This is a genomic window from Tepidimonas sediminis (genome assembly GCF_007556605.1).
Taxonomy (GTDB): Bacteria; Pseudomonadota; Gammaproteobacteria; order Burkholderiales; family Burkholderiaceae_C; genus Tepidimonas; species Tepidimonas sediminis.
The window spans coordinates 137,049-158,894 of sequence record NZ_VJND01000002.1 but is presented as its reverse complement, the minus strand read 5'-3'; the positions used below and the strand labels follow the sequence as shown (position 1 = coordinate 158,894).

The following is a 21,846-nucleotide window of genomic DNA, read 5'->3' as shown; positions in this document are numbered from 1 at the left end:
CGTCCCCTCCCTCACATGCGGAAGACGCCGAACGTCGTGTCCGGAATCGGGGCATTCAGCGCCGCCGACAGGCCCAGCGCCAGCACGCGGCGCGTATCCGCCGGATCGATGACCCCGTCGTCCCACAGGCGTGCGGTGGCGTAGTAGGGGTGGCCCTGGCGCTCGTACTGCGCGCGGATCGGGGCTTTGAACGCCTCCTCCTCCTCGGCGCTCCAGGTGCCGCCCTTGGCCTCGATGGCGTCGCGGCGGATCGTGGCCAGCACCGAGGCCGCCTGCTCGCCGCCCATCACGCTGATGCGGGCGTTGGGCCACATCCACAGGAAGCGTGGTGAATAGGCCCGGCCGCACATGCCGTAGTTGCCCGCGCCGAAGCTGCCGCCGATGATGACGGTGAACTTGGGCACCTGCGCGCACGCCACCGCCGTCACCATCTTGGCGCCGGCGCGCGCGATGCCGGCGTTCTCATACTTGCGTCCCACCATGAAGCCGGTGATGTTCTGCAGGAACACCAGCGGCACCTTGCGCTGGCAGCACAGCTCGATGAAGTGCGCACCCTTGTCGGCGCTTTCGGCGAACAGGATGCCGTTGTTGGCGACGATGCCCACCGGCATGCCCTCGAGGTGCGCAAAGCCGGTGACCAGCGTCGTGCCGTAGCGCGCCTTGAACTCGTGGAACTCCGAGCCGTCCACCAGGCGCGCGATGATCTCGCGCACGTCGAACGGCTTGCGCGCATCGGTCGGGATGACGCCGTAGAGCTCCTCGGCCGGGTACAGCGGCGCGCGCGGCGCCCGGCGCGCCACCGGCCAGTCCTTGCGGCGGTTGAGCCGCGCCACCGCCTCGCGCGCCAGCGCCAGCGCGTGCAGGTCGTTTTCGGCCAGATGGTCGGCCACGCCCGACAGGCGCGTGTGCACGTCGCCGCCGCCCAGATCCTCGGCACTGACCACCTCGCCGGTGGCGGCCTTCACCAGCGGCGGGCCGCCGAGGAAGATCGTGCCCTGGTTCTTGACGATGATGGTCTCGTCGCTCATCGCCGGCACGTAGGCCCCGCCCGCCGTGCACGAGCCCATGACCACCGCGATCTGCGCGATGCCCTGCGCGCTCATGTTGGCCTGGTTGTAGAAGATGCGCCCGAAGTGGTCGCGGTCCGGAAACACCTCGTCCTGGTTGGGCAGGTTGGCCCCGCCCGAATCGACCAGGTAGATGCAGGGCAGGCGGTTGGCCTGCGCGATCTCCTGCGCGCGCAGGTGCTTCTTCACCGTCATGGGGTAGTAGGTGCCGCCCTTGACGGTGGCGTCGTTGCAGACGATCACGCACTCGACGCCGGCCACGCGGCCGATGCCGGCGATCAGCCCGGCGCACGGCGCCTCGTCGTCGTACATGCCCAGCGCCGCCAGCGGCGCGATCTCCAGAAACGGCGTGCCGGGGTCGAGCAGCATCTCGACGCGCTGGCGCGGCAGCAGCTTGCCGCGCGCCACGTGCCTGGCACGCGCGGCCTCGCCGCCGCCCTGGGCCACCTGCGCGATGCGCGCGTGCAGGTCGTCCACCAGGGCGCGCATCGCCGCGGCGTTGGCCTGGAAGTCCGCCGAACGGGGGTTGAGTCGGGAGGTCAGCACGCTCATGGTGCGCCGGATTGTGGCGCCTGGGCCGCCCGTGCACCAGAGGGACAGCCCGGCGCGGAGGTTGCATAATGCGCCAACCATGTCGCCCGATCCGCAACGCCCGCCGCGCCGGCGCGCGCCGGTGGCCGCCACGCCGATGGCGTTCGCGCGCGCGATCGCCCTCGGCTACCGGCTGCGGGGCGCCGATCCCGCGGCGGCGCTGCGCGAGGCGGGCCTCGGCAGCGCCGACCTGCTCGATGCGCAGGCACGCCTGACCAGCCTGCCGTTCGAGCGGCTGGCGCTGCGCGCCATGCGCGAGCTGGACGACGAGGCGCTGGGCTGGTTCACCCGCCGGCTGCCGTGGGGCAGCTACGGCATGCTGGCGCGCGCCTCGCTGACCGCGCCAACGCTGGGCGTGGCGCTGGCGCGCTGGTGCCGCCACCACGCGCTGCTGACCGACGAGGTCGTGCTGACGCTCGAGCGCGACGGCGCCGTGGCGCGGCTGACGCTGCACGAGCGCGTGGCGCCCGGCGCGGCCCTGGCGGACGTTGCCGAACGCGCCATCCTGCGGGAGTTCGCGCACGTCTCGCTGCTGCGCAACGCGCTGGGGCTGTCGGCGTGGTGGATCGACGCGCGGCTGCCGCTGCTGGAGCTGGATCTGGCCTTTGCGCCGCCGGCGCACGCCGACGTGCACGCGCTGCTGTTCCCGGGCGCGCGGCTGCGCTACCACGCCGCGCGCACCGAGGCGCGGCTGGCCGCGGCGGTGCTGGACGAGCCGCTGCGGCGCGATGAGGCGGCGCTGCGCGCGATGCTGCCGCAGGCGATCCGGCTGATGGTGCGCCCCTACCGGCACGACCGCCTGCTGCTGGAGCGCGCGCGACTGGCGCTGCGTGCCCAGCCCGGCGCCGACACCGCGCAGCTGGCCGCGCTGCTGCACGTCTCGCCACGCACGCTGCAGCGCCAGCTGGCCGCCGCCGGCACCACCCTGCACGCGCTGCGCGAGCGGGTGCGGCAGGAGCTGGCCGAGCAGCACCTGCTGCGCACCACCTGGCCGGTCAAGCGCATCGCCGCCGCGGTCGGCTACGCCAGCGACAAGAGCTTCCTGCGCGCGTTTCGCGCCTGGACCGGCTGCAGCCCGGCGGCGTGGCGCGAGCGGGCGCGACGCGCGGCCGGCGACGATATCGGTGCATGCTGATATGCTCGCGCCTCATGCGATCGACGTCCGTCCGCCGTCCGACCCTGCGCGCCCTGGCGGCCGCGCTGAGCGCCACGCTGGCCGTGGCTGCCGCCCACGCCGAGCCCGCCCCCGCGGTGGTGGAGGCGCTCGAGTCCTACCTCGACTTCGTCGACTATGGCGGCGGGGTGATGTTTCCGGAACAACTCACGCGCGAGGACTGGCCGCGCTACGTCTTCATCGACGCGCGCGACGCCGGCCAGTACGCCCGTGAGCACATCCCCGGGGCGATCCACATCGAGTGGCGCCGCGTGATCGCCGAGCGCGCCCGCATCCCGCGCGACCGCCCGGTGCTGCTGTACTGCAACACCGGCTCGCTGTCGGCGCAGGCGGCGTTCGCCCTGCGGCTGGCCGGCTGGGACAACGTGCGCGTGCTGCAGGGCGGGCTGGAGGGCTGGAAGGCCGCCGGCCGCCCCGGCGTGGCGGACACGCCGCGCCCGGCCACCGCCCCACGGCACTGAACGCCCGCGCGGCGTGCGTCCTTGATCCCGGTCAACCCCGGTTGATACCCATATGGGTATCCTGCCGGCCTCATCATCCGCTTGCAGGAGCCCGCGATGCCCATCGTCGACCACAACGACCTGATCTGCGACATCAGCGCCCAGCTCAACCAGCTGCGCAAGGCCCAGCCCGAGGCGATGCGCGGTTTCTCCCAGCTGGCGCAGGCCTCGATGGCCGACGGCGCCATCAGCGCCAAGCACAAGGAGCTGATCGCGCTGGCCATCGGCATCACGCAGCGCTGCTCCGGCTGCATCGGCTACCACGTGCGCGCGCTGATCAAGCTCGGCGGCACGCGCCAGGAGCTGGAGGAGCTGCTGACGATCTGCACCTACATGGGCGGCGGCCCGGCGCTGATGTATGCGGCCGAGGCGCTCAAGTGCTGGGACGCGATGACCGCCGAGCAAGTTTGCGCCGCCACCGCCACCGCCTGACCTTGCGCCCCTGGGTCGGGCCGCTTGCGGCGCCGTTCAGCGGCGCCAAAATGCGCGCGTGAACAGCACCAGCACACTCAGCAGCTCCAGACGCCCGAGCAGCATCGCGAAGCTCAGCACCCAGAGCTGAAACGGCGTGAGCCCCCCGTAGTTGCCGGCCGGCCCGACCTCGCCCAGGCCCGGGCCGATGTTGTTGACGGTGGCGATCACCGCCGAGAACGCCGTCACCACGTCCAGCCCCGACAGCAGCAGCAGGAACGCCAGCCCGACGGTGACCGCGCCGTAGATCAGCATGAAGCCGAGCACCCCGTTCATCACCGCCGCCGGCACCGCCTGTCCGCCCAGGGTGACGGGGTTGACCACGTGCGGGTGCAGGATGCGCACGAGCTCGCGGCGCGCCTGCTTGATCAGCAGCACCATGCGCACCATCTTGATGCCGCCCCCGGTGGAGCCGGCGCACGAGACGAACATGCCGAGGAACAGCAGGAACACCGGAATGAACGGGGGCCACTGCAGGTAGTCGGTGGTGGCGTAGCCGGTGGTGGTGGCCAGCGACAGCACGTGAAACGCCGCCATCCGCAGCGCAGTCGGGAAGTCCGCGTACACCCCTTCCACCGCCAGCATGCCGGCCACCCAGGCGGTGGCCGCCAGCAGCACGGCGGCATAGGTGCGGATCTCGCGGTCGGCCCACAGGGGCCTGAGCGTCAGGCCGCGCAGCACCATGAAATAGCGCAGGAAGCTGATGCCGGCCAGCGCCATGAACACCACCGCCACCCATTCCACCGCCGGCGACTGGAACGCCCCCAGGCTGGCGTCGTACGACGAGAAGCCCGCCAGCCCCATCGTCGTGCACATGTGCATGAAGGCATCCGCCCAGCTCATGCCGGCCCAGCGGTAGGCCAGCAGGCACGCGAGCGAGAAGGCGAAATACACCCCCCACAGCCCACGCGCGGTCTCGGCGATGCGCGGGGTGAGCTTCTGGTCCTTCATCGGGCCGGGCGTCTCGGCCTTGTAGAGCTGCATGCCGCCCAGCCCCAGCATCGGCAGCACCGCCACCACCAGCAGCATCACGCCCAGCCCCCCCACGTACTGCAGGAAGCAGCGCCAGACGTTGACCGACACCGGCAGCCGCTCCAGCCCCGACAGCGCGGTGGCGCCGGTGGCGGTCAGCGCGCTCATCGCCTCGAAGTAGGCGTGGTGCCAGGTGATGCCCGGCACCATCCACTTCAGCGGCAGCGCCGCGTAGGCCGGCAGCACCAGCCACACCAGGTTGACCAGCAGAAAGCCGTCGCGCGTGGCCAGTTCCCGCCGCTGGCGCCGCGTCAGCAGCCACAGCAGCGCCCCGCTGACCAGCGTCAGCCCGGCCGCCTGCGCCCATTGCAGCTCGTACGTGACGTCATCGTGGAACCAGGCCCAGCCCATCGGCACCGCGAACGCCAGCGCGAACGCCATCAGCACGTGCGAAAAGACGTACAGCGTCGGTCCGAGCGTGCCCATGGCCCCTTCCCTCACTTGCGCCAGTAACCCGGCGTGAACAGCACCAGCAGCGCCAGCATCTCCAGCCGTCCCATCAGCATCGCCAGCGTGCACAGCCACAGCTGCGGCGCCGTCAGCCCCGCGAAGTTGCCCGCCGGCCCCACCTCGCCGAGCCCCGGCCCGAGGTTGTTGACGCTGGCGACGATGGCCGAAAAGGCGGTGTCGAACGGCATGTCGGTCAGCAGCAGCGCCATCGTCAGCACGGCGATCGTGCCGCCGTAGACCAGCATGAAGGCCAGCACCGCGTAGACCACGTCCGCTCCCACCGCGCGTCCGCCCAGCGTGACCGGGCTGACCACGCGCGGGTGGATGATGCGCGTCAGCTCGCGCCGCGCCAGCTTCAGCAGAATCAGCAGCCGCACCATCTTGATGCCGGCGCCGGTGGAGCCGGCGCTGGTGGCCACCCCGGACAGCAGCAGCATCCAGATCGGCGCAAACACCGGCCACTGCAGGTAATCGGTGCTGGCGTAGCCGGTGGTGGAAGCCACCGAAACGACGTTGAACGCCGCCAGCCGCAGCGCCTCGGCCGGCTCGGTCACGACACCGCGCTGCACGAGCAGCCAGGCGATGAAGAGGCTGGAGCCGATCATCAGCAGCCAGGTGCCGCGCCATTCGGCGTCACGCCAGACGCGCGCCGGGCTGCGCTTGACCAGCGCCGCGAAGTACAGCGCGAAGCTGCCGCTGGCCACCAGCATGAAGAAGGTGGCGATCCACTCCAGCCGCGGCGAGTTGAAGTGCGCAAAGCTCGCATCGTGCGACGACATGCCGCCCAGGCTCATCGTCGTGAACATGTGGATCCAGGCGTCCAGCCACGACATGCCGCCCCAGCGGTAGGCCAGCAGGCAGACCAGCGAAATCACCGCATAGACGCTCCAGAGGCCCTTGGCGGTCTCCTCGATGCGCGGCGTCAGGCGCGTGTCCTTCATCGGGCCGGTGGCCTCGGCGCGCAGCAGCTGCCCGCCCACCCCCAGCATCGGCAGGATCGCCACCGCCAGCACCAGGATGCCCATGCCGCCCAGCCACTGCAGCAGGCCGCGCCAGAGGTTGATCGAGGCCGGCAGCGCGTCCAGCCCGGTCAGCACGGTGGCGCCGGTGGTGGTCAGCGCCGAGACGGTCTCGAAGTAGGCCTGCGTGAACGTCAGCGCCCCGCCGTGCTGGCGGTAGAACAGCAGCAGCGGCACGGTGGCGATGGCCGGCAGCACCGTCCACGCCAGCACCACCAGCAGCATGCCGTCGCGCGGCTGCAGATCCGGCTCCGCCCCCACCGCGCGTCGCCCCAGTCCCCACACCGCCGCACCGGCCAGCAGCGCCAGCCCCATCGGCGCGCCCCACACCGCGGCGGTGCCATCCTGCATCCCCAGCGCCACCGCCAGCGGCACCAGCATCGCCAGCGCGAACACCATCACGACGACGCCAAGGATGGGCGCGATGCGGACGAACGGCATGGCGTCGGCCTGCGGGGTTCAGCCGAAGAAGGTCGCCCCGACCTGGAACAGCTTTTCGACCTCGCGCACCAGGCGCTTGTTGGGGATGAAGATGACGATGTGGTCGTCGGCCTGGATCAGCGTGTCGTGATGCGGCATCAGCACCGCGGCATCGGGGCCTTCGCCGCGCACGATGGCGCCGATGCGCGCCCCGGGCGGCAGCTTGACCTCCTCGACGCGCCGGCCCACCAGGCGCGAGCTCTTGACGTCGCCGCGCGCCACGCCCTCCAGCGCCTCGGCGGCGCCGCGGCGCAGGCTGTGCACCGCCACCACGTCGCCGCGGCGCACGTGCGCCAGCAGCTCGCCGATCACCGTCTGCGCGGGCGACACCGCGATGTCGATCGCGCTGCCCTGCATCATCTCGGCGTAGGCGCGGCGGTTGATCAGCGCCAGCACGCGCCGCGCGCCGAGCCGCTTGGCCAGCATCGCCGCCATGATGTTGTCCTCGTCGTCGCTGGTCAGCGCGAGGAACAGGTCCATCTCGGCGACGTTTTCCTCCTCCAGCAGCGCCTCGTCGGTGCAGTCGCCGTGCAGCACCAGCGTGCTGGAGGGCAGCTGGCTGGCCAGGTACTCGCAGCGCTTGGCGCTGGCTTCGACGATCTTGACCTGGCACTGCCCGACCAGCGAGCGCGCCAGCCGCAGGCCGACCTTGCCGCCGCCGGCGATCATGACACGCTGCACCGGCTTGTCACGCGCGTGCAGCGCCGCCAGCACCTGGCGGATCTGGTCGTTGGCCGCCAGGATGAACACCTCGTCGCCGGGCAGGATGCGCGTGGAGGGGCCGGGATCCATCTCGGCGTCGAGCCGGTACAGCGCCACCACGCGCATCTCCACGTCCGGCACCAGGCGGCGGAATTCGCCGATGGTGTGCCCGACCAGCGCGCTGCCGGCGGTGGCGCGCACCGCGATCAGGCACACGCGCCCGTCGGCGAACTCCAGCACCTGCAGCGCCTCCGGGTAGTCGATGAGCTGGTGGATGTAGCGCATCACCGACTCTTCCGGGCAGATCACGTGATCGACCGCGAAGCCGCTCTTGCCGAGCAGCTCGCTGCCCTCCTCGAACTCCGGCGAGCGCAGGCGCGCGATCGTGGTGGGCACCTGGAAGACGTCGTGCGCGACCTTGCAGACCACCAGGTTGGACTCGTCCAGCGCCGCGCACGCGATCAGCATGTCGGCGTCCTTGGCCCCGGCCTCGGCCAGCACCGAGGGCTGGATGCCGTTGCCGACGACGCCGCGCAGGTCCAGCCGCTCCTCCAGCGCCCGCACGCGCGCCGGGTCCTGGTCGATCACCGTGATGTCGTTCTGCTCGGACACCAGGCTCTCGGCGACGCTCTCGCCCACGCGTCCGGCGCCGAAGATGATGATGTTCATGGCGCGCCTATCATACGCCGCGCCCCGGCGACGGCACCGCCGCCGCAGGCGCGCGCGTCAGAGCGCGCGCTGGATCAGGATCTTCTGCACGTCGCTGGTGCCCTCGTAGATCTGGCAGACGCGCACGTCGCGCCAGATGCGCTCGACCGGAAAGTCGCGCACGTAACCGTAGCCGCCCAGCGTCTGGATCGCCACCGAGCAGACCCACTCGGCCGTTTCGCTGGCGATCAGCTTGGCCATCGCCGCCTCCTTCAGGCACGGCTGGCCGGCGTCGCGCAGCGCGGCGGCGTGCCAGGTGAGCTGCCGCGCCGCCTCCAGCCGCGCCGCCGCCTCGGCCAGGCGAAAACCCACCGCCTGGTGCTCGAAGATCGGCTTGCCGAAGCTCTCGCGCTGCTTGGCGTAGTCGATCGCCACCTCCAGCGCGCTGCGCGCCATGCCGACGCTCTGTGCCGCAATGCCGATGCGCCCGCCCTCCAGCGCCGAAAGGGCTATTTTGTAGCCCTCGCCCTCCTCGCCGATGCGGTTTTCCGCCGGGATGCGGCAGCCCTCGAAGCGGATCTGCGCCGTGTCGCTGGAGTGCTGGCCGACCTTGTCCTCCAGCCGCTCGACGATGTAGCCGGGCGTGTCGGTGGGCACCAGAAACGCGCTCATGCCGCGCTTGCCGGCGGCCTTGTCGGTGACGGCGATGACGATGGCGACCTGCCCGTTCTTGCCGCTGGTGATGAACTGCTTGACGCCGTCGAGCACGTAGCCGTCGCCGTCGCGCCGCGCGGTGGTGCGCAGCGCCGCGGCGTCCGAGCCGACGTGCGGCTCGGTCAGGCAAAACGCCCCCAGCATCTCGCCGCGCGCCAGCGGCGTGAGCCAGCGGCGCTTCTGCGCCTCGCTGCCGTAGCGCAGCAGGATGGCGCACACCGGGCAGTTGTTGACGCTGATGGCGGTGCTGGTGCCCCCATCCCCGGCGGCGATCTCCTCCAGCACCAGCGCCAGGCTCAGGTAATCCAGCCCGGCGCCGCCGTACTCCGGCGGCACGCACACGCCGTAGCAGCCCAGCTGCGCCAACCCGCGGTGCGCCTCGCGCGGGAAGGTGTGGTCGCGGTCCCACTGCGCGGCGTGCGGCCACAGCCGCTCGCGCGCGAACGCGCGCACCGCCTCACGGATCATGCGCTGGTCGTCGTTCAGCAGCATCGTTCGTCTTCCTCGTCTCGATGGGTTCCGGGCGGTATCGCGCCGCACGTCCGGCTCGACCCGGCACGCCCTGCTGGCGCCGCCGGCGTCGATCCACTACGATAAGTCGCTACGTCCCTAACTTGACTGGAGCCCCCATGGGCCAAGCTGAACCCGCCCGCTTGAGCCTCGACGAATACCTGCGCTGGGAAAGCGCGCAGCCGCTGCGCCACGACTTCTGGCGCGGCGAGGTGTATGCGATGACGGGTGGCTCGCTGCGGCACAACCGCGCCACGCTGGCCGCCGCGATGACGCTGCAGCGACACCTGCAGGATACCCCTTGCCAGGTCTTCGTCAGCGACGTGCGGGTGGCGGTGGAGGCGGCGCAGCACTGGTTTTATCCCGACGTGGTCGTCACCTGCGATCCGCAGGACCTGGACGACCCGGATGCCACAGCGTTGCGCGCCCCCGTCCTGGTGCTGGAGGTGCTGTCGCCCTCGACGGCAGCCTACGACCGCGGGGAGAAGTTCCTCAGCCTGCAGCGACTGCCCAGCGTGCGCGAGTATGCGCTGCTCGACCCTGCGCGGCTGCGTCTGGAGGTGTTCCGCCGCAACGCTGAAGGGCGCTTCGAGCACCATGTCGTCGAGGGGGTGCAGGCCGAGGCGGAACTGACGAGCGTCGGCTGGCGCGGCCCACTGTCGGCCCTGCTGGGCTGAGGCCCGGCGCCGCGCCGCCGCGCGCATCAGAGCATCTCCAGCGCGATCGCGGTGCCTTCGCCGCCGCCGATGCACAGCGTGGCCACGCCGCGCTTCAGGCCGCGCGCCTTCAGCGCGTGCATCAGCGTGACCATGATGCGCGCGCCGCTGGCGCCGATCGGGTGGCCCAGCGCGCAGGCGCCGCCGTTGACGTTGACGATGTCATGGGCCACGCCCAGCTCGGTCATCAGCGCCATCGGCACCACGGCAAACGCCTCGTTGACCTCCCACAGCTGCACGTCGGACACCTGCCAGCCGACCTTGGCCAGCAGCTTGCGCGTGGCGCCCACCGGCGCGGTGGTGAACCAGTTGGGCTCCTGCGCGTGCGTGGCGTGGCCGACGATGCGCGCCAGCGGCGTGCAGCCCAGCCGCTCGGCGGTGGAGGCACGCATCAGCACCAGGGCCGCCGCGCCGTCGTTGATCGAGGAGCTGGAGGCCGCCGTGATCGTGCCGTCCTTCTTGAACGCGGGCTTCAGTTGCGGGATCTTGTCCAGCTTGATCTTGCCCGGCCCCTCGTCGGTGGCCACCACGCGCTCGCCGCTCCTGTCCTTCACCGTCACCGGCGTGATCTCGGCGGCGAAGCTGCCGTCGGCCACGGCGCGCTGCGCGCGCTTGACGCTTTCGGTGGCGAAGGCATCCTGCTGCTCGCGCGTGAACTGGTACTTGGCGGCGCAGTCCTCGCCGAAGGTGCCCATGCTGCGGCCGGGCTCGTAGGCGTCCTCCAGACCATCGAGCATCATGTGGTCGAAGACGCGGTCGTGCCCCATGCGGTAGCCGCCGCGGCCCTTGAGCAGCAGGTACGGCGCGTTGGTCATGCTCTCCATGCCGCCGGCCACCATCACCTGCGCGCTGCCGGCCAGCAGCATGTCATGCGCGAACATCGCCGCGCGCATGCCCGAGCCGCACATCTTGGACAGCGTCACGGCGCCGGCGCTCTTGGGCAGGCCGGCCTTGAGCGCCGCCTGGCGCGCCGGGGCCTGGCCCTGGCCGGCCATCAGGCAGTTGCCCATCAGGACTTCGTCGACCAGCTCGGGCGCGACGCCGGCGCGCTCGACGGCGGCACGGATGGCGGCGGCGCCCAGGTCGTGCGCAGCCAGCGCGGCGAAGTCGCCCTGGAACGAACCCATCGGCGTGCGCGCGGCGCCGACGATGACCACGGGATCGGTAGCGGTGCTCATGCGGTGACTCCTTCTGCAGAGGAAAAGGTGGACGAGGCGGCCACCAGCGCCGCGCCGTCCAGGGGGGGTGGAGAGGGGGCGGCCGCGCCGCTGGCGGACTCGGCCGTCGGGCTCAGCACCACGGCGCGCTTGGTCGAGAAGCGGCGCGACTGCTCGTACGGGAAGATGTCGTGCACGTGGCCGGCACGCAGCCGCTGCTGGTGCGCCAGCCAGAAGTCGACGTCGAGCAGGTCGGCGTGGTGGCGCATGAAGATCTCGCGCACCAGCGGGTTGGACAGCAGGAACGGACCGAAAGTCTCCGGAAAGACGTCGTGCGGGCCGACGCTGTACCAGATCTCGCCGCTCATCTCGTCGTCCTCGTGGCGGGGCGGCGGCACGCGCCGGAAGTTGCAGTCGGTGATGTATTCGATCTCGTCGTAGTCGTAGAACACCACCTTGCCGTGGCGCGTGATGCCGAAGTTCTTCCACAGCATGTCGCCGGGGAAGATGTTGGCCGCCACCAGGTCCTTGATCGCGTTGCCGTACTCGATGACGGCGTGCTCCAGCTGCTGGCGCGCGCGCTGGTCGTTGGGATCCTGCTGCAGCGCATCGAAGCACTCCTGCAGGTAGAGGTTGAGCGGGATCATGCGCCGCTCGATGTAGACGTGCTTGAGCACGACCTCGACGTTGCCGTCGCCGTTGCGGTCGCCGATCTCGATCTGGCTGGGCGCCTCGCGCAGGATCTCCTCGATCAGCTCGTCGGTGAAGCGCGCGCGCGGGAACCCGACCTCCGAGAACTCCAGCGTGTCGGCCATGCGGCCGGCGCGGTCGTGCTGCTTGACCAGCTGATACTTGGCGCGCACCTGCTCGGGCGTGATGTCCTTCTGCGGCGGGAAGCGGTCCTTGATGACCTTGAAGACGAACGGAAAGCTCGGCAGGTCGAACACCAGCATCACCATGCCCTTGATGCCGGGCGCGATGCGGAACTTGTCCGTGCTGTGCCGCATGTGGTAGAGGAAGTCGCGGTAGAAGAGCGTCTTGCCCTGCTTGGCCAGCCCGAGCGCGTTGTAGAACTCGGCGCGCGGCTTTCTCGGCATCATGCTGCGCAGGAACTGCACGTAGGCGCTGGGCACCTCCATGTCGACCATGAAGTAGGCGCGCGCGAACGAGAACAGCATCAGCAGGTCGTCTTCGCCGTGCAGCAGGGCGTCGATGACCAGCTGCCCGCGGTCGTTGTGCAGGATCGGCAGCGCAAACGGCACCTCCTGGAAGCCGTTGATCAGCTTTCCGACCGCGTACGCCCCCTTGTTGCGGTAGAACAGGCTGTCGAGCACCTGGATCTGGAAGTTGGGGCGCAGGCGGCTGTGGTCGAACAGCGGCAGCAGCGCGGCGTGCACGTCGGCCACGTCGCGCGCCAGATCCTCGAACGGCACGCGCAGGCCGAAGTCCTCCACCATGCGCTGCAGCACCGGGCGCAGCTCCTCCAGGCTTTGCGGGTAATAGCTGCGGTACGTGGTGTGCGCGGACGGGTCCTCCGGCTCGATGTACTCGGTGCTGATGGCCGGCCGCACGAAGATGAAGTCGTTCTGGAAGTAGCTGCGGTGCAGGATCTTGGTCGTGACCGAGTTGAAGAAGGTCTCCGCGAGCTCCGGCTGGCGGTGGTCGACCAGCATGCCGATGTAGAGCAGCTTGGCCTGCTGCCAGACCTCCATCGGCTGCCGCGAGGCCTGGAATTCGCGCTCCAGCCGCGTGACGCACTCCTTGACGCGCAGGTCATAGAACTCGATGCGCTCGCGCTGCGCGCGCTGCTGGCCGGCCCAGTCCGCCGTCTCGAAGCGGTGCTTGGCGCGCGCCGACTCGGCGCGAAACAGCCGGTAGTGCCGGTTGAAGCCGTCGATCATCGCGCGCGCGATGCCGTAGGCCACGTTGGAGTCGATGCGTTGCAGCAGCATGGGCGGATCGCTCGTCGGGAATTCAGGACGCGGCGCCGGCGGCCGACGGCGCGCGCCGCCGCGCCACCGCGGCGCAGGCCTGAGCATATACCGCGTCGATGCGGGCCGGCCCGTCCACCGAGGTCCCCAGGTCGTGCAGCAGGCCGTCGTGCAGACCGTAGACCCAGCCGTGCACCGTCACCGCCTGCCCGCGCGCCCAGGCGTCCTGCAGCACGGTGGACTGCGCCACGTGGCGCACCTGCTCGATGACGTTGTACTCGCACAGCGCGTCCAGCCGCGCCTGCTCCGGCAGCGCCGCCAGCGCCGCGGCGTGGCGCTCGGCCACGTCGCGCACGTGGCGCAGCCAGTTGTCCGCCAGGCCGACGCGCAGCCCCTGCAGCGCCGCCTGCACGCCACCGCAGCCGTAGTGCCCCACCACCATCAGGTGCTCCACGCGCAGCACGTCCACCGCGTACTGCACCGCCGAGAGGCAGTTGAGATCGGTGGGCACCACCACGTTGGCCACGTTGCGGTGCACGAACACCTCGCCCGGCTCCAGCCCGGTGATCTGGTTGGCCGGCACGCGGCTGTCGGAGCAGCCGATCCACATGTAGCGCGGCGACTGCTGGCGCGCCAGCGCGCTGAAGAAGCCGGGGCGCTCGGCCTGCACGCGCGCGGCCCAGGCACGGTTGCGCTCCAGCAGGGCGCGCCACGGCATCAGGCGGTCTCCGCAAACAGCTCGCGGCCGATCAGCATGCGGCGGATCTCGCTGGTGCCGGCACCGATCTCGTACAGCTTGGCGTCGCGCCACAGGCGACCGAGCGGGTAGTCGTTGATGTAGCCGTTGCCGCCGAAGATCTGGATGCCGTCGCCGGCCATCCGGGTGGCGGCCTCGGCACACCAGAGGATCACGCTGGCGCAGTCCTTGCGCACCTGGCGCACGTGCGCCGCGCCCAGCCGGTCCAGGTTCTTGCCGACGGTGTAGAGGAACGAGCGCGCCGCCTGCAGCGTGGTGTACATGTCGGCCACCTTGCCCTGGATCAGCTGGAACTCGCCGATGCTCTGGCCGAACTGCTTGCGCTCGTGGATGTAGGGGATGACGTTGTCCATCACCGCCTGCATGATGCCCACGGGCCCGGCGGCCAGCACCGCGCGCTCGTAGTCCAGCCCGCTCATCAGCACCTTGACGCCGTTGTTGAGACCGCCGAGGATGTTGTCGGCCGGCACCTCGACGTTCTGGAACACCAGCTCGCCGGTGTGGCTGCCGCGCATGCCCAGCTTGTCGAGCTTCTGCGCCACCGAGAAGCCCTTCATGCCCTTCTCGATCAGGAAGGCGGTGATGCCGCGCGCGCCCAGCTCCGGCTCGGTCTTGGCGTAGACCACCAGCACGTCGGCGTCGGGGCCGTTGGTGATCCACATCTTGCTGCCGTTGAGCAGATAATAGCCGCCCTTGTCCTCGGCGCGCAGCTTCATGCTCACCACGTCGGAGCCGGCGCCGGGCTCGCTCATCGCCAGCGCGCCGACGTGCTCGCCGCTGATCAGCCTGGGCAGGTACTTGCGCTTCTGCGCCTCGGTGCCGTTGCGGCGGATCTGGTTGACGCACAGGTTGGAGTGCGCGCCGTACGACAGGCCCACCGAGGCGCTGGCGCGGCTGATCTCCTCCATCGCGATCATGTGCGCCAGATACCCCATGCCGGCGCCGCCGTACTCCTCCTCCACCGTGATGCCGAGCACGCCCAGCTCGCCCAGCTTGGGCCACAGGTCCATCGGGAACTGGTCGGTGCGGTCGATCTCCGCGGCCCGCGGGGCGATCTCGGCCTGGGCGAAGGCGCGCACCGCATCGCGCAGCGCCTCGACGTCGTCACCGAGCTGGAAATCGAGACCGGGCAGGTGGGTCATGGGTCGTCTCCTGAATGAATTGACGTTTACGTAAACGTCAATTATGCCGCCTTTTCGGGCGCGGTCGCCCCGTCGCCCAGGCGGGCCAGCAAGGTGCGCGCCTCCTTCTCGTGCGCCTTGATCTCGTCGAGCGTGGCCTGCAGGTCGGCCATCTGCTCCTCGATCTGGCGCCGGTGCACGGCCAGCACTTCCAGGAACTTGCGCAGCTGCGGCCCGGTGTCGCGCGGGCTGTCGTACATGTCGATCAGCTCCTTGGCCTCGGTCAGGCTCAGGCCCAGGCGCTTGGCGCGCAGCACCAGCTTCAGGCGCGTGCGGTCGCGCGCGGAGTAGACGCGCTGCCGCCCCTGCCGGCGCGGCTGCAGCAGCCCCATGTCCTCGTAGAAGCGGATCGCGCGCGTCGTCAGGTCGAACTCGCGCGCCAGGTCGCCGATCGTGTAGGTGGTGGTCTTGCCCATCGCGTGTCCGGATGCGGGGGCCTGGCCCCGATTGACGTTGACGTCAACGTCAACACCGCGCGCATCATACGCGCGGCAACCGGCGGCGTATAGTGAGGGGCGATGAGGCAACCTTCTTCCGACGCCGTCGCGCCGGCCGCGCCGCCGCCGCGCCCCCTGGCACCCGCGGCCGCCTGGCGTCTGGTGCGGCCGGGCTTCCTGTGGGTGACGGTGGCCGGGGTGCTGCTCGGCAGCGCGATGGCGGCGGCATGCGGCTGCGGCTTCGATGCGCTGCGCGCGGCGGTGGCGCTGGCGCTGGCGCTGCTGGCGCACGCGGCGGCCAACGCGTGGAACGACCATCACGACGCCGTCAGCGGTGCCGATGCGCTCAACCCCGCGCCGCTGGCGCCGTTCACCGGCGGCTCGCGCGTCATCCAGCAGGGCCAGGCCAGCGCCGCCGACGCGCGCCGGCTGGCGCTGGCGCTGGCGACGCTGGTGGTGCTGGGCGGGCTGTGGCTGGCGCTGCAGGCCGGCGGGGTGCTGGTCGTCATCGGGCTGGCCGGGCTGCTGCTCGGCTGGGCCTACTCGGCGCCACCGCTGCGGCTGATGGCGCGCGGCCTGGGCGAGCTCGCCGTGGCGGCGGCATGGTGGCTGATCGTGGTCGGCGCCGATGCCACGCAGCGCGGCGCCTGGCACCTGGTGCCGGCGGTCAGCGCCGTGCCGTTTGCGCTGCTGGTGGCCAACATCCTGCTGATCAACGGCGTGCCGGACGCGCCGTTCGATGCGCGCGTGGCCAAGCGCACGCTGGCGGTGCGGCTCGGGCCGGCGGGCGTGGCGGCGGCCTACACGGCGCTGGCGCTGCTGGCGCACGGCGCGCTGCTGGTGGCGTGGCGCGCGCTGATCCCGCCCACCACCGCCTGGTGGGGGCTGGCCTCGGCGCCGCTGTCGCTGGCGGCGGCGGCGCGGCTGTGGTGCTTCGTCGCGCGCGGCGAGCCGGTGACGGCGTTGCGGCCGGCCATCGGTCTGACCATCGCCGCGGCTTTGCTGCACGCGCTGGCGCTGGCGGCGGCGTTCGTCGCGGTGGCGCTGCAGCGCTGAAGCGCCGGCTGCGGGGCGCGCCGCCTCATTCCGCCGCGTCCACGCGGCGGTCGGCGACGATGCGGCCGTCCACCAGTTCGACGACGCGGTCGCAGCGCGCCGCCAGGCGCGGGTCGTGCGTGACGATCAGGCAGGCGCTGCCATGGTCGCGGTTGAAGGCGCGCAGCAGCGCGAACACCGCGTCGGCACTGGCGGTGTCGAGGTTGCCGGTGGGCTCGTCGGCCAGGATCAGGCGCGGCTGCAGGATCAGCGCGCGCGCGATGGCCACGCGCTGCTGCATGCCGCCGGACAGCTCCCCGGGCCGCTTGGCCAGCGCCTCGCCCAGGCCGACGCGCTGCAGCAGCGCGCGGGCGCGCGCCTCGTCGTCGGCGGTGAGCGAGCCGTGCGCGGCCAGCACCGGCAGCAGGACGTTTTCCAGCGCGGTGAAGGCCGGCAGCAGGTGGTGGTACTGAAACACGAAGCCGATCGTGCGCCCGCGCAGCGCCGTCAGCTGTGCCTCGGTCAGCGCCGCGGTGTCGTGCCCGTCGATGTGCAGTCGCCCCTCGGTGGCGCGCTCCAGCAGGCCGATGACGTTGAGCAGCGTGCTCTTGCCGGAGCCGGACGGGCCGGTCAGCGCGACGAACTCGTGCGGCTGCAGCTCCAGATCGATGCCGTGCAGCACCTCGGTCTCCACCGGCGTGCCGATCTGGTAGCGCTTGCGGATGCCGCGCAGCGCCAGCACCGGGTGGTCGCGGCCGGCCGTGCTCATGCGCGGATCGCCTGCACCGGGTCCATGCGCGCGGCGCGCCGCGCCGGGATCCACGCCGCCAGCAGGCCCACCGCGCAGGCCACCAGCGCCGCCTGCAGCACCAGCCGCGGGTCGAGCTCGGGCTGGAACAGCGCGCCGCCGTCACCCGGGTTCTTGAACACGCGCGAGAACACCACCAGCAGCCCCCAGGCCAGCGTGGTGCCCAGCGCCGAGCCGGCGAGCCCGACGATGCCGCCCTGCAGCAGGAACACCGCCATGATCTGGCGCCGGCCGGCGCCCATCGCGCGCAGGATGCCGATCTCGCGCTGCTTCTGCACCACGCTGACCACCAGCACGCTGGAAATGCCCAGCGCGACGATGATGACCACGAAGCTGCGGATCAGGTTGTTGGAGACCGTCTGGTTGGCCAGCGCCGTCAGCAGCGCGGCGTTGGTCTGCATCCAGGAGTCCACCGTCAGGCCGGTCTGCGCGCGCAGCTCGGCGGCCACCGCCTCGGCGCCGAAGAGGTCGCGCACCGTCAGCTCCAGCTGCGTGACGCCGCCGGGCACCTCCAGCAGCGTCTGCGCCAGACGCAGCGGCACGAACACCCAGCGGCGGTTGAGGTCGCGGTTGCCGAGGTCGAACAGGCCGGCCACCGTCAGCGTCTCGCCGCGGCCGCCCGCGGTGCCGACACGGATGCGGTCGCCCACGCCCACGCCCAGGTCGGCGGCCAGCTCGACGCCGATCAGCGCCTCGGTGCCGCTGACCTCGAAGCGGCCGCGCACCATCTTGTCGTCCATGCGCACGACGCGCCGGTAGGCGTCCGGCACGATGCCGATCAGCGCCACGCTGCGGTTGCCCTGACCGCGCAGCGCCAGCGCCGGGCCGCTGGCCACCGGCGAGATCGCCAGCACCCCCGGCGTGCGCGCCGCCAGGGCCGCCACCCGCTCCCACTGATCCACCGGCCGCAGCGGCTGCTCGCGCGGCTGCACGCGCGCGGCCACCGCCAGCTCCGGCGGGCCGGCCGGCACGCGGCGGGTCTGCGGCTCGGGCGCGCGGATCACCACGTGCGGCTGGGTACCCAGCACCCGCTCGATGATGGAGCCCTGCAGCTGATCGATCAGCTGCGTCAGGAAGATGATCACCGCCACGCCGCCGGTGACGCCGGCCAGGATCAGGGCGCTCTGCATGCGCCCCTCGCGCAGGAAGCGCAGCGCCACCAGCAGCTCGAAAGGCAGGCGCCGGGCCCAGGGGCTCAGTGCCGGACGCGCGCGCAAGGAGGCCATGGCCGATCCGCCTCTTCAGCGCGACAGCACACCCTGCGGGATGTCCGGTCCGCGCGCGCCGGCGGCCGGCAGCGCGCGCACGCGGTCGCCCGCAGCGGCCTTCTCGGTCTGCGGAATCAGCGCCGCGCCGGCCTCCACGCCGCTGGCCAGCTCGACGTGGCCCACTCCCCGCAGGCCCAGCGTCACCGGCACGCGCACCGCGCGGCCGTCGCGCAGCGCCAGCACCCACGGCGCCGGCCCGTCCGGATCGCGCACCGCCACCGCCGGCACGACCAGCGCATCCTCGCGGCGCGCGCCGACGATCTCCACCGACACCGCCATCTCGGGGCGCAGCCAGGGTGGCGGATCCGGCAGCGCCAGTCGCACCGCCACCGTGCCGCGCTGCGCGTCGGCCGCCGGGGCGATCCACTCCAGCACGGCGTCGAACGGCTGGGCCGGGTCGGCATCGGCGGCGGCGCGCGCCCGCATGCCCGGCGCCAGCTGGCGCACGTGCTTTTCGTCCACCGCCGCCTCGATGCGCAGCGGCCCGTCCACCGCCAGTGTCAGCAGCGCCCGCCCGGGCTGCGCCAGGCCGCCCGGCTCGACGTGGCGCGCCAGCACCACGCCGGCGGCGGGGCTGGTGAGCCGCAACCGCGCCAGCCGTGCCTGCGCCAGCGCCACGGCGGCCTCGGCCTGGCGTTCGCGTGCCGCCGCCAGCGCCGCGGCCACCTCGCCGGCGCGGTTGGCCTGCGCCTGCACGCGCGCGGCCTGCGCCGCGCCGCGCGCCTGCGCCAGCGCGCGCTCGGCCTCGTCGGCGCGCTGCGTCGGGTAGAAGCCGCGCGCCACCAGCGCGCGGGCGCGCTCGGCCTCGCGCTCGGCGTTGCGCAGGTTGGCTTCGGCCTGCGCCAAGGTCTGCTCGCTCACCGGCGCCGTGACGTCGGCCTGCTCGCGCCGGCGCAGGCGCGCCTCCTGCAGGGTGGCCTCGGCCTGCCGCAGCGCAGCCAGCGCCTCGTCGTCGGCCAGCCGGATCAGGGTCTGGCCAGCCCGCACCGCGTCGCCCTCGCGCACCAGCACCTCGCGCACGGTGGCGGTGAGCTCGGCGCCGACGTCGAGCCGGGCGCTGGCCTCGACGCGGCCACTGACCACCACCGCCTGCACGATCGGCGCGCGCTGCACCGTCACCACGCGCACCGGCGCCGGCCGCGCCATCAGCCACGCCGCAGCCGCCAGCCCCGCCAGCGCCATGGCACCCCCTGCGATCCACAGCGTGCGTCGTTCCATCATGGCCTAGCCTACCACCATCAGGCCAGCGCCCAGCGGCGCAGCTCGGCACGGCGCACCGTCCAGTCGGGCAGTGCCTGCGCCACCAGCGCCCAGAACGCCGGACCGTGATGCAGCTCGCGCAGGTGCGCCAGCTCGTGCACGACGACGTAGTCGCGCAGCGGGTCGGGCAGGCACACCAGGCGCCAGTTCAGGCTGACGGTGCCGCGGCTGCTGGCGCTGCCCCAGCGGGTGCGCGCCGAGGACAGGCGCAGCCGTTGCGGCCGCACCCCCAGCCGCGGTGCCCAGTGCGCCACGCGCGCGGCGAGATCAGCCCGGGCCTGCGCCAGCAGGGCCGGCGTCGGCTCGGGCCACGACGGCGCCGCACGCTGCGCCTGCCGCTGCAGGTGCGCGACGATCCAGCCCGCGCGCCGCTGCAGGCACGCCTCCACCCACGCCAGCGGCGCGCGCAGCGGGGCACGCACCTGCAGCCCCTGCGGGCCGACCTGCAGCGCCAGCGTGCGCCGCCGCGCGCTGCGCTCGAGCCGATAGGCCACTTCGCGGCCGGCCAGCCGGGCGGCGCGGTTGGCCTGCGGGTGGCGCCACGGCGCCGCCGCGACCGGCTCAGCCAGCGGTGGCGGATCGGGCGGCATCGGGTGGCGCGGCGTCACGGTAAGCCTCGGGATCGAGCCGGCGCATCTCGGCCTCGATCCACGTCTCGACCTCGCGCATCAGGTCATCCGGGTCGCGGCCGACGCTGGGGATCGGCCGCCCGATCGAGAACACCACGGTGCCGGGCCGCTTGACGATGGCGCGGCGCGGCCAGCAGCGGCCGGAGGTGACGGCGATCGGGATCACCGGCACGCCGGTGGCCACCGCCAGCCGCGCCCCACCGGTCTTGTACTGCCCCTTGGCGCCGCGCGGCACGCGCGTGCCCTCCGGGAACATGATCACCCACACGCCGCGCGCCAGCAGCGCCCGGCCCTGCTCGACCACCTTGTGGAACGCCTGCGCGCGCTTGGAGCGGTCGATGTGGATCATGTCCAGCCGGCCCAGCGCCCAGCCGAAGAACGGGATGTAGAGCAGCTCGCGCTTGAACACGAACGCCAGCGGATGCGGCATCAGCACCGGCAGCGCGAACGTCTCCCACGTGGACTGGTGCTTGGCCAGCAGGATGGCGGGCGCGCGGGTGTCGGTGGGCAGGTTCTCCCAGCCGATCACCTCGTTGCGGATGCCCAGCATCCAGCGCGCCGCCCAGATCTGCAGCCGCACCCAGGCGACGCAGAACCAGTACAGCCGCTGCGACGCGAGGAAGGGCGACAGCGCCACCGCCACCAGCGCCCACGGCACCACCGTCACGCCCATGAACAGCAGGTGGACCCAGGAGCGCAGCGCGTTCATGCCGCCCCCTCCTCGCCCTGCGCCGGGCGTGCCAGCAGCGTGTCGGCCAACGCGGCCAGGTCGTCGTGGCAGGCCACGGCGGCCGGCAGCTCCGGCGGACGGCCGCCCCCGCGCCAGGCCGCCAGCTGCCCGGTCAGCACCAGGTGCGTCTCGCAGCCGGCGGCCAGCGCCGCCTGCACGTCGCGCATCGAGTCGCCCACCGCCACCAGCTGCTGCGGCGCCACGCCGAAGCGCCGCGCCACCTGCAGGAACAGCCCCGGCGCCGGCTTGCGGCAGTCGCAACCCTCATCCGGCGCGTGGGGGCAGAAGAACACCGCCTCCACCCGTGCACCGGCCTGCGCCAGCATGCGGTGCATGCGCGCGTGCACCGCGTTGAGCGTGGCCATGTCGAACAGGCCGCGCCCCAGTCCGGTCTGGTTGGAGGCGACGACGATGCGCCAGCCGCCCTCGTTGAGGCGCGCCAGCGCCTCCAGCGCGCCCGGCAGCGGCTCCCAGTCCTCCGGCCCGTGGACGTAGTCCTCCGGATCGCGGCTGAGCGTGCCGTCACGGTCGACGACCAGCAGCCGGGGGATGCGCACGGGCATCGGCGGCCGCTCCGGT

At 72.2% G+C, this 21,846-nt stretch carries 21 protein-coding genes; 5 read left to right on the top strand and 16 right to left on the bottom strand.

All coding sequences use genetic code 11. The features are described 5' to 3' along the window. Positions 1–11 precede the first annotated feature (11 nt). The gene (locus tag Tsedi_RS02675; RefSeq protein WP_143893339.1) at positions 12–1,619 is read right to left on the bottom strand and encodes a carboxyl transferase domain-containing protein; all 1,608 of its coding nucleotides are present in this window, start codon (positions 1,617–1,619) and stop codon (positions 12–14) included. 79 nt (positions 1,620–1,698) lie between these two features. On the opposite strand from Tsedi_RS02675, the gene Tsedi_RS02670 reads away from it, so the two are divergent. From Tsedi_RS02670 to Tsedi_RS02660, 3 genes are all read left to right on the top strand, one after another. Further along, entirely contained in the window at positions 1,699–2,793 is a 1,095-nt protein-coding gene (locus Tsedi_RS02670) for an AraC family transcriptional regulator (protein ID WP_143893337.1), read from the top strand. A gap of 14 nt (positions 2,794–2,807) precedes the next feature. After that, positions 2,808–3,293 carry a rhodanese-like domain-containing protein gene (locus Tsedi_RS02665; RefSeq protein WP_143893335.1) on the top strand — a complete coding sequence of 162 codons (486 nt, stop codon included), beginning with the start codon at positions 2,808–2,810 and terminating at the stop codon, positions 3,291–3,293. Between the two features lie 96 nt (positions 3,294–3,389). Next, a complete protein-coding gene (locus Tsedi_RS02660) occupies positions 3,390–3,764 on the top strand; it encodes a carboxymuconolactone decarboxylase family protein (RefSeq protein ID WP_143893333.1) in 375 nt (124 codons plus the stop codon). 36 nt (positions 3,765–3,800) lie between these two features. On the opposite strand, the gene Tsedi_RS02655 is transcribed toward Tsedi_RS02660, so the two are convergent. The 4 genes from Tsedi_RS02655 to Tsedi_RS02640 are packed head-to-tail and all read right to left on the bottom strand — an operon-like array spanning position 3,801 to position 9,340. Further along, positions 3,801–5,261, bottom strand: coding sequence for a TrkH family potassium uptake protein (locus tag Tsedi_RS02655; protein WP_143893331.1), 1,461 nt, complete (start codon positions 5,259–5,261; stop codon positions 3,801–3,803). Positions 5,262–5,272: 11 nt separating this feature from the next. Further along, a complete protein-coding gene (locus tag Tsedi_RS02650) occupies positions 5,273–6,745 on the bottom strand; it encodes a TrkH family potassium uptake protein (protein WP_143893329.1) in 1,473 nt (490 codons plus the stop codon). Between the two features lie 18 nt (positions 6,746–6,763). Then, a complete protein-coding gene (trkA, locus tag Tsedi_RS02645; protein WP_143893327.1) occupies positions 6,764–8,155 on the bottom strand; it encodes a Trk system potassium transporter TrkA in 1,392 nt (463 codons plus the stop codon). Between the two features lie 57 nt (positions 8,156–8,212). Continuing rightward, positions 8,213–9,340: an acyl-CoA dehydrogenase family protein gene (locus Tsedi_RS02640; protein WP_143893325.1), complete on the bottom strand. Its 1,128-nt coding sequence runs from the start codon at positions 9,338–9,340 to the stop codon at positions 8,213–8,215. A gap of 137 nt (positions 9,341–9,477) precedes the next feature. Between Tsedi_RS02640 and Tsedi_RS02635 the strand changes: the two genes are divergently transcribed. Further along, positions 9,478–10,035, top strand: coding sequence for a Uma2 family endonuclease (locus Tsedi_RS02635; protein ID WP_185970556.1), 558 nt, complete (start codon positions 9,478–9,480; stop codon positions 10,033–10,035). 26 nt (positions 10,036–10,061) lie between these two features. On the opposite strand, the gene Tsedi_RS02630 is transcribed toward Tsedi_RS02635, so the two are convergent. Genes Tsedi_RS02630 through Tsedi_RS02610 form a run of 5 tightly spaced genes read right to left on the bottom strand, consistent with a single transcriptional unit; the run spans position 10,062 to position 15,516 of the window. Then, positions 10,062–11,252 (bottom strand): acetyl-CoA C-acyltransferase, encoded by a 1,191-nt coding sequence (locus tag Tsedi_RS02630; RefSeq protein ID WP_143893320.1) that lies wholly within the window; start codon positions 11,250–11,252, stop codon positions 10,062–10,064. Next, positions 11,249–13,183 (bottom strand): bifunctional isocitrate dehydrogenase kinase/phosphatase, encoded by a 1,935-nt coding sequence (gene aceK, locus Tsedi_RS02625; protein ID WP_143893318.1) that lies wholly within the window; start codon positions 13,181–13,183, stop codon positions 11,249–11,251. The genes Tsedi_RS02630 and aceK overlap by 4 nt, the downstream gene beginning before the upstream one ends. Before the next feature lie 22 nt (positions 13,184–13,205). Next, positions 13,206–13,880 carry a carbonate dehydratase gene (gene can / locus Tsedi_RS02620; protein ID WP_143893316.1) on the bottom strand — a complete coding sequence of 225 codons (675 nt, stop codon included), beginning with the start codon at positions 13,878–13,880 and terminating at the stop codon, positions 13,206–13,208. Then, positions 13,880–15,061 carry an isovaleryl-CoA dehydrogenase gene (locus Tsedi_RS02615; protein WP_143893314.1) on the bottom strand — a complete coding sequence of 394 codons (1,182 nt, stop codon included), beginning with the start codon at positions 15,059–15,061 and terminating at the stop codon, positions 13,880–13,882. Before Tsedi_RS02615 ends, can begins: the two co-directional genes overlap by 1 nt. 41 nt (positions 15,062–15,102) lie before the next feature. Next, the gene (locus Tsedi_RS02610) at positions 15,103–15,516 is read right to left on the bottom strand and encodes a MerR family transcriptional regulator (protein WP_143893312.1); all 414 of its coding nucleotides are present in this window, start codon (positions 15,514–15,516) and stop codon (positions 15,103–15,105) included. 102 nt (positions 15,517–15,618) lie between these two features. Between Tsedi_RS02610 and Tsedi_RS02605 the strand changes: the two genes are divergently transcribed. Then, positions 15,619–16,593, top strand: a complete 975-nt coding sequence (locus Tsedi_RS02605; protein ID WP_143893310.1) for a prenyltransferase — start codon at positions 15,619–15,621, stop codon at positions 16,591–16,593. A gap of 25 nt (positions 16,594–16,618) precedes the next feature. On the opposite strand, the gene Tsedi_RS02600 is transcribed toward Tsedi_RS02605, so the two are convergent. Genes Tsedi_RS02600 through gmhB form a run of 6 tightly spaced genes read right to left on the bottom strand, consistent with a single transcriptional unit; the run spans position 16,619 to position 21,830 of the window. Then, positions 16,619–17,341 carry an ABC transporter ATP-binding protein gene (locus Tsedi_RS02600; RefSeq protein WP_143893308.1) on the bottom strand — a complete coding sequence of 241 codons (723 nt, stop codon included), beginning with the start codon at positions 17,339–17,341 and terminating at the stop codon, positions 16,619–16,621. Beyond that, a complete protein-coding gene (locus tag Tsedi_RS02595; RefSeq protein ID WP_143893306.1) occupies positions 17,338–18,606 on the bottom strand; it encodes an ABC transporter permease in 1,269 nt (422 codons plus the stop codon). Before Tsedi_RS02595 ends, Tsedi_RS02600 begins: the two co-directional genes overlap by 4 nt. Before the next feature lie 15 nt (positions 18,607–18,621). Continuing rightward, the gene (locus Tsedi_RS02590; RefSeq protein WP_143893557.1) at positions 18,622–19,866 is read right to left on the bottom strand and encodes an efflux RND transporter periplasmic adaptor subunit; all 1,245 of its coding nucleotides are present in this window, start codon (positions 19,864–19,866) and stop codon (positions 18,622–18,624) included. A 20-nt stretch (positions 19,867–19,886) separates the two neighbouring features. After that, positions 19,887–20,516, bottom strand: coding sequence for a M48 family metallopeptidase (locus Tsedi_RS02585; protein WP_143893304.1), 630 nt, complete (start codon positions 20,514–20,516; stop codon positions 19,887–19,889). Further along, on the bottom strand, positions 20,470–21,246 hold the full coding sequence (locus Tsedi_RS02580) for a lysophospholipid acyltransferase family protein (protein WP_143893302.1): 777 nt from the start codon (positions 21,244–21,246) through the stop codon (positions 20,470–20,472). Before Tsedi_RS02580 ends, Tsedi_RS02585 begins: the two co-directional genes overlap by 47 nt. Then, a complete protein-coding gene (gmhB, locus tag Tsedi_RS02575; RefSeq protein ID WP_143893300.1) occupies positions 21,243–21,830 on the bottom strand; it encodes a D-glycero-beta-D-manno-heptose 1,7-bisphosphate 7-phosphatase in 588 nt (195 codons plus the stop codon). The genes Tsedi_RS02580 and gmhB overlap by 4 nt, the downstream gene beginning before the upstream one ends. Positions 21,831–21,846 lie beyond the last annotated feature (16 nt).

Bases quoted from the DNA above. Each gene is read 5' to 3' on its own strand.
- Tsedi_RS02675 (WP_143893339.1), bottom strand. From the start codon at position 1,619: ATGAGCGTGCTGACCTCCCGACTCAACCCCCGTTCGGCGGACTTCCAG.
- Tsedi_RS02670 (WP_143893337.1), top strand. From the start codon at position 1,699: ATGTCGCCCGATCCGCAACGCCCGCCGCGCCGGCGCGCGCCGGTGGCC.
- Tsedi_RS02665 (WP_143893335.1), top strand. From the start codon at position 2,808: ATGCGATCGACGTCCGTCCGCCGTCCGACCCTGCGCGCCCTGGCGGCC.
- Tsedi_RS02660 (WP_143893333.1), top strand. From the start codon at position 3,390: ATGCCCATCGTCGACCACAACGACCTGATCTGCGACATCAGCGCCCAG.
- Tsedi_RS02655 (WP_143893331.1), bottom strand. From the start codon at position 5,261: ATGGGCACGCTCGGACCGACGCTGTACGTCTTTTCGCACGTGCTGATG.
- Tsedi_RS02650 (WP_143893329.1), bottom strand. From the start codon at position 6,745: ATGCCGTTCGTCCGCATCGCGCCCATCCTTGGCGTCGTCGTGATGGTG.
- trkA (WP_143893327.1), bottom strand. From the start codon at position 8,155: ATGAACATCATCATCTTCGGCGCCGGACGCGTGGGCGAGAGCGTCGCC.
- Tsedi_RS02640 (WP_143893325.1), bottom strand. From the start codon at position 9,340: ATGCTGCTGAACGACGACCAGCGCATGATCCGTGAGGCGGTGCGCGCG.
- Tsedi_RS02635 (WP_185970556.1), top strand. From the start codon at position 9,478: ATGGGCCAAGCTGAACCCGCCCGCTTGAGCCTCGACGAATACCTGCGC.
- Tsedi_RS02630 (WP_143893320.1), bottom strand. From the start codon at position 11,252: ATGAGCACCGCTACCGATCCCGTGGTCATCGTCGGCGCCGCGCGCACG.
- aceK (WP_143893318.1), bottom strand. From the start codon at position 13,183: ATGCTGCTGCAACGCATCGACTCCAACGTGGCCTACGGCATCGCGCGC.
- can (WP_143893316.1), bottom strand. From the start codon at position 13,880: ATGCCGTGGCGCGCCCTGCTGGAGCGCAACCGTGCCTGGGCCGCGCGC.
- Tsedi_RS02615 (WP_143893314.1), bottom strand. From the start codon at position 15,061: ATGACCCACCTGCCCGGTCTCGATTTCCAGCTCGGTGACGACGTCGAG.
- Tsedi_RS02610 (WP_143893312.1), bottom strand. From the start codon at position 15,516: ATGGGCAAGACCACCACCTACACGATCGGCGACCTGGCGCGCGAGTTC.
- Tsedi_RS02605 (WP_143893310.1), top strand. From the start codon at position 15,619: ATGAGGCAACCTTCTTCCGACGCCGTCGCGCCGGCCGCGCCGCCGCCG.
- Tsedi_RS02600 (WP_143893308.1), bottom strand. From the start codon at position 17,341: ATGAGCACGGCCGGCCGCGACCACCCGGTGCTGGCGCTGCGCGGCATC.
- Tsedi_RS02595 (WP_143893306.1), bottom strand. From the start codon at position 18,606: ATGGCCTCCTTGCGCGCGCGTCCGGCACTGAGCCCCTGGGCCCGGCGC.
- Tsedi_RS02590 (WP_143893557.1), bottom strand. From the start codon at position 19,866: ATGGAACGACGCACGCTGTGGATCGCAGGGGGTGCCATGGCGCTGGCG.
- Tsedi_RS02580 (WP_143893302.1), bottom strand. From the start codon at position 21,246: ATGAACGCGCTGCGCTCCTGGGTCCACCTGCTGTTCATGGGCGTGACG.
- gmhB (WP_143893300.1), bottom strand. From the start codon at position 21,830: ATGCCCGTGCGCATCCCCCGGCTGCTGGTCGTCGACCGTGACGGCACG.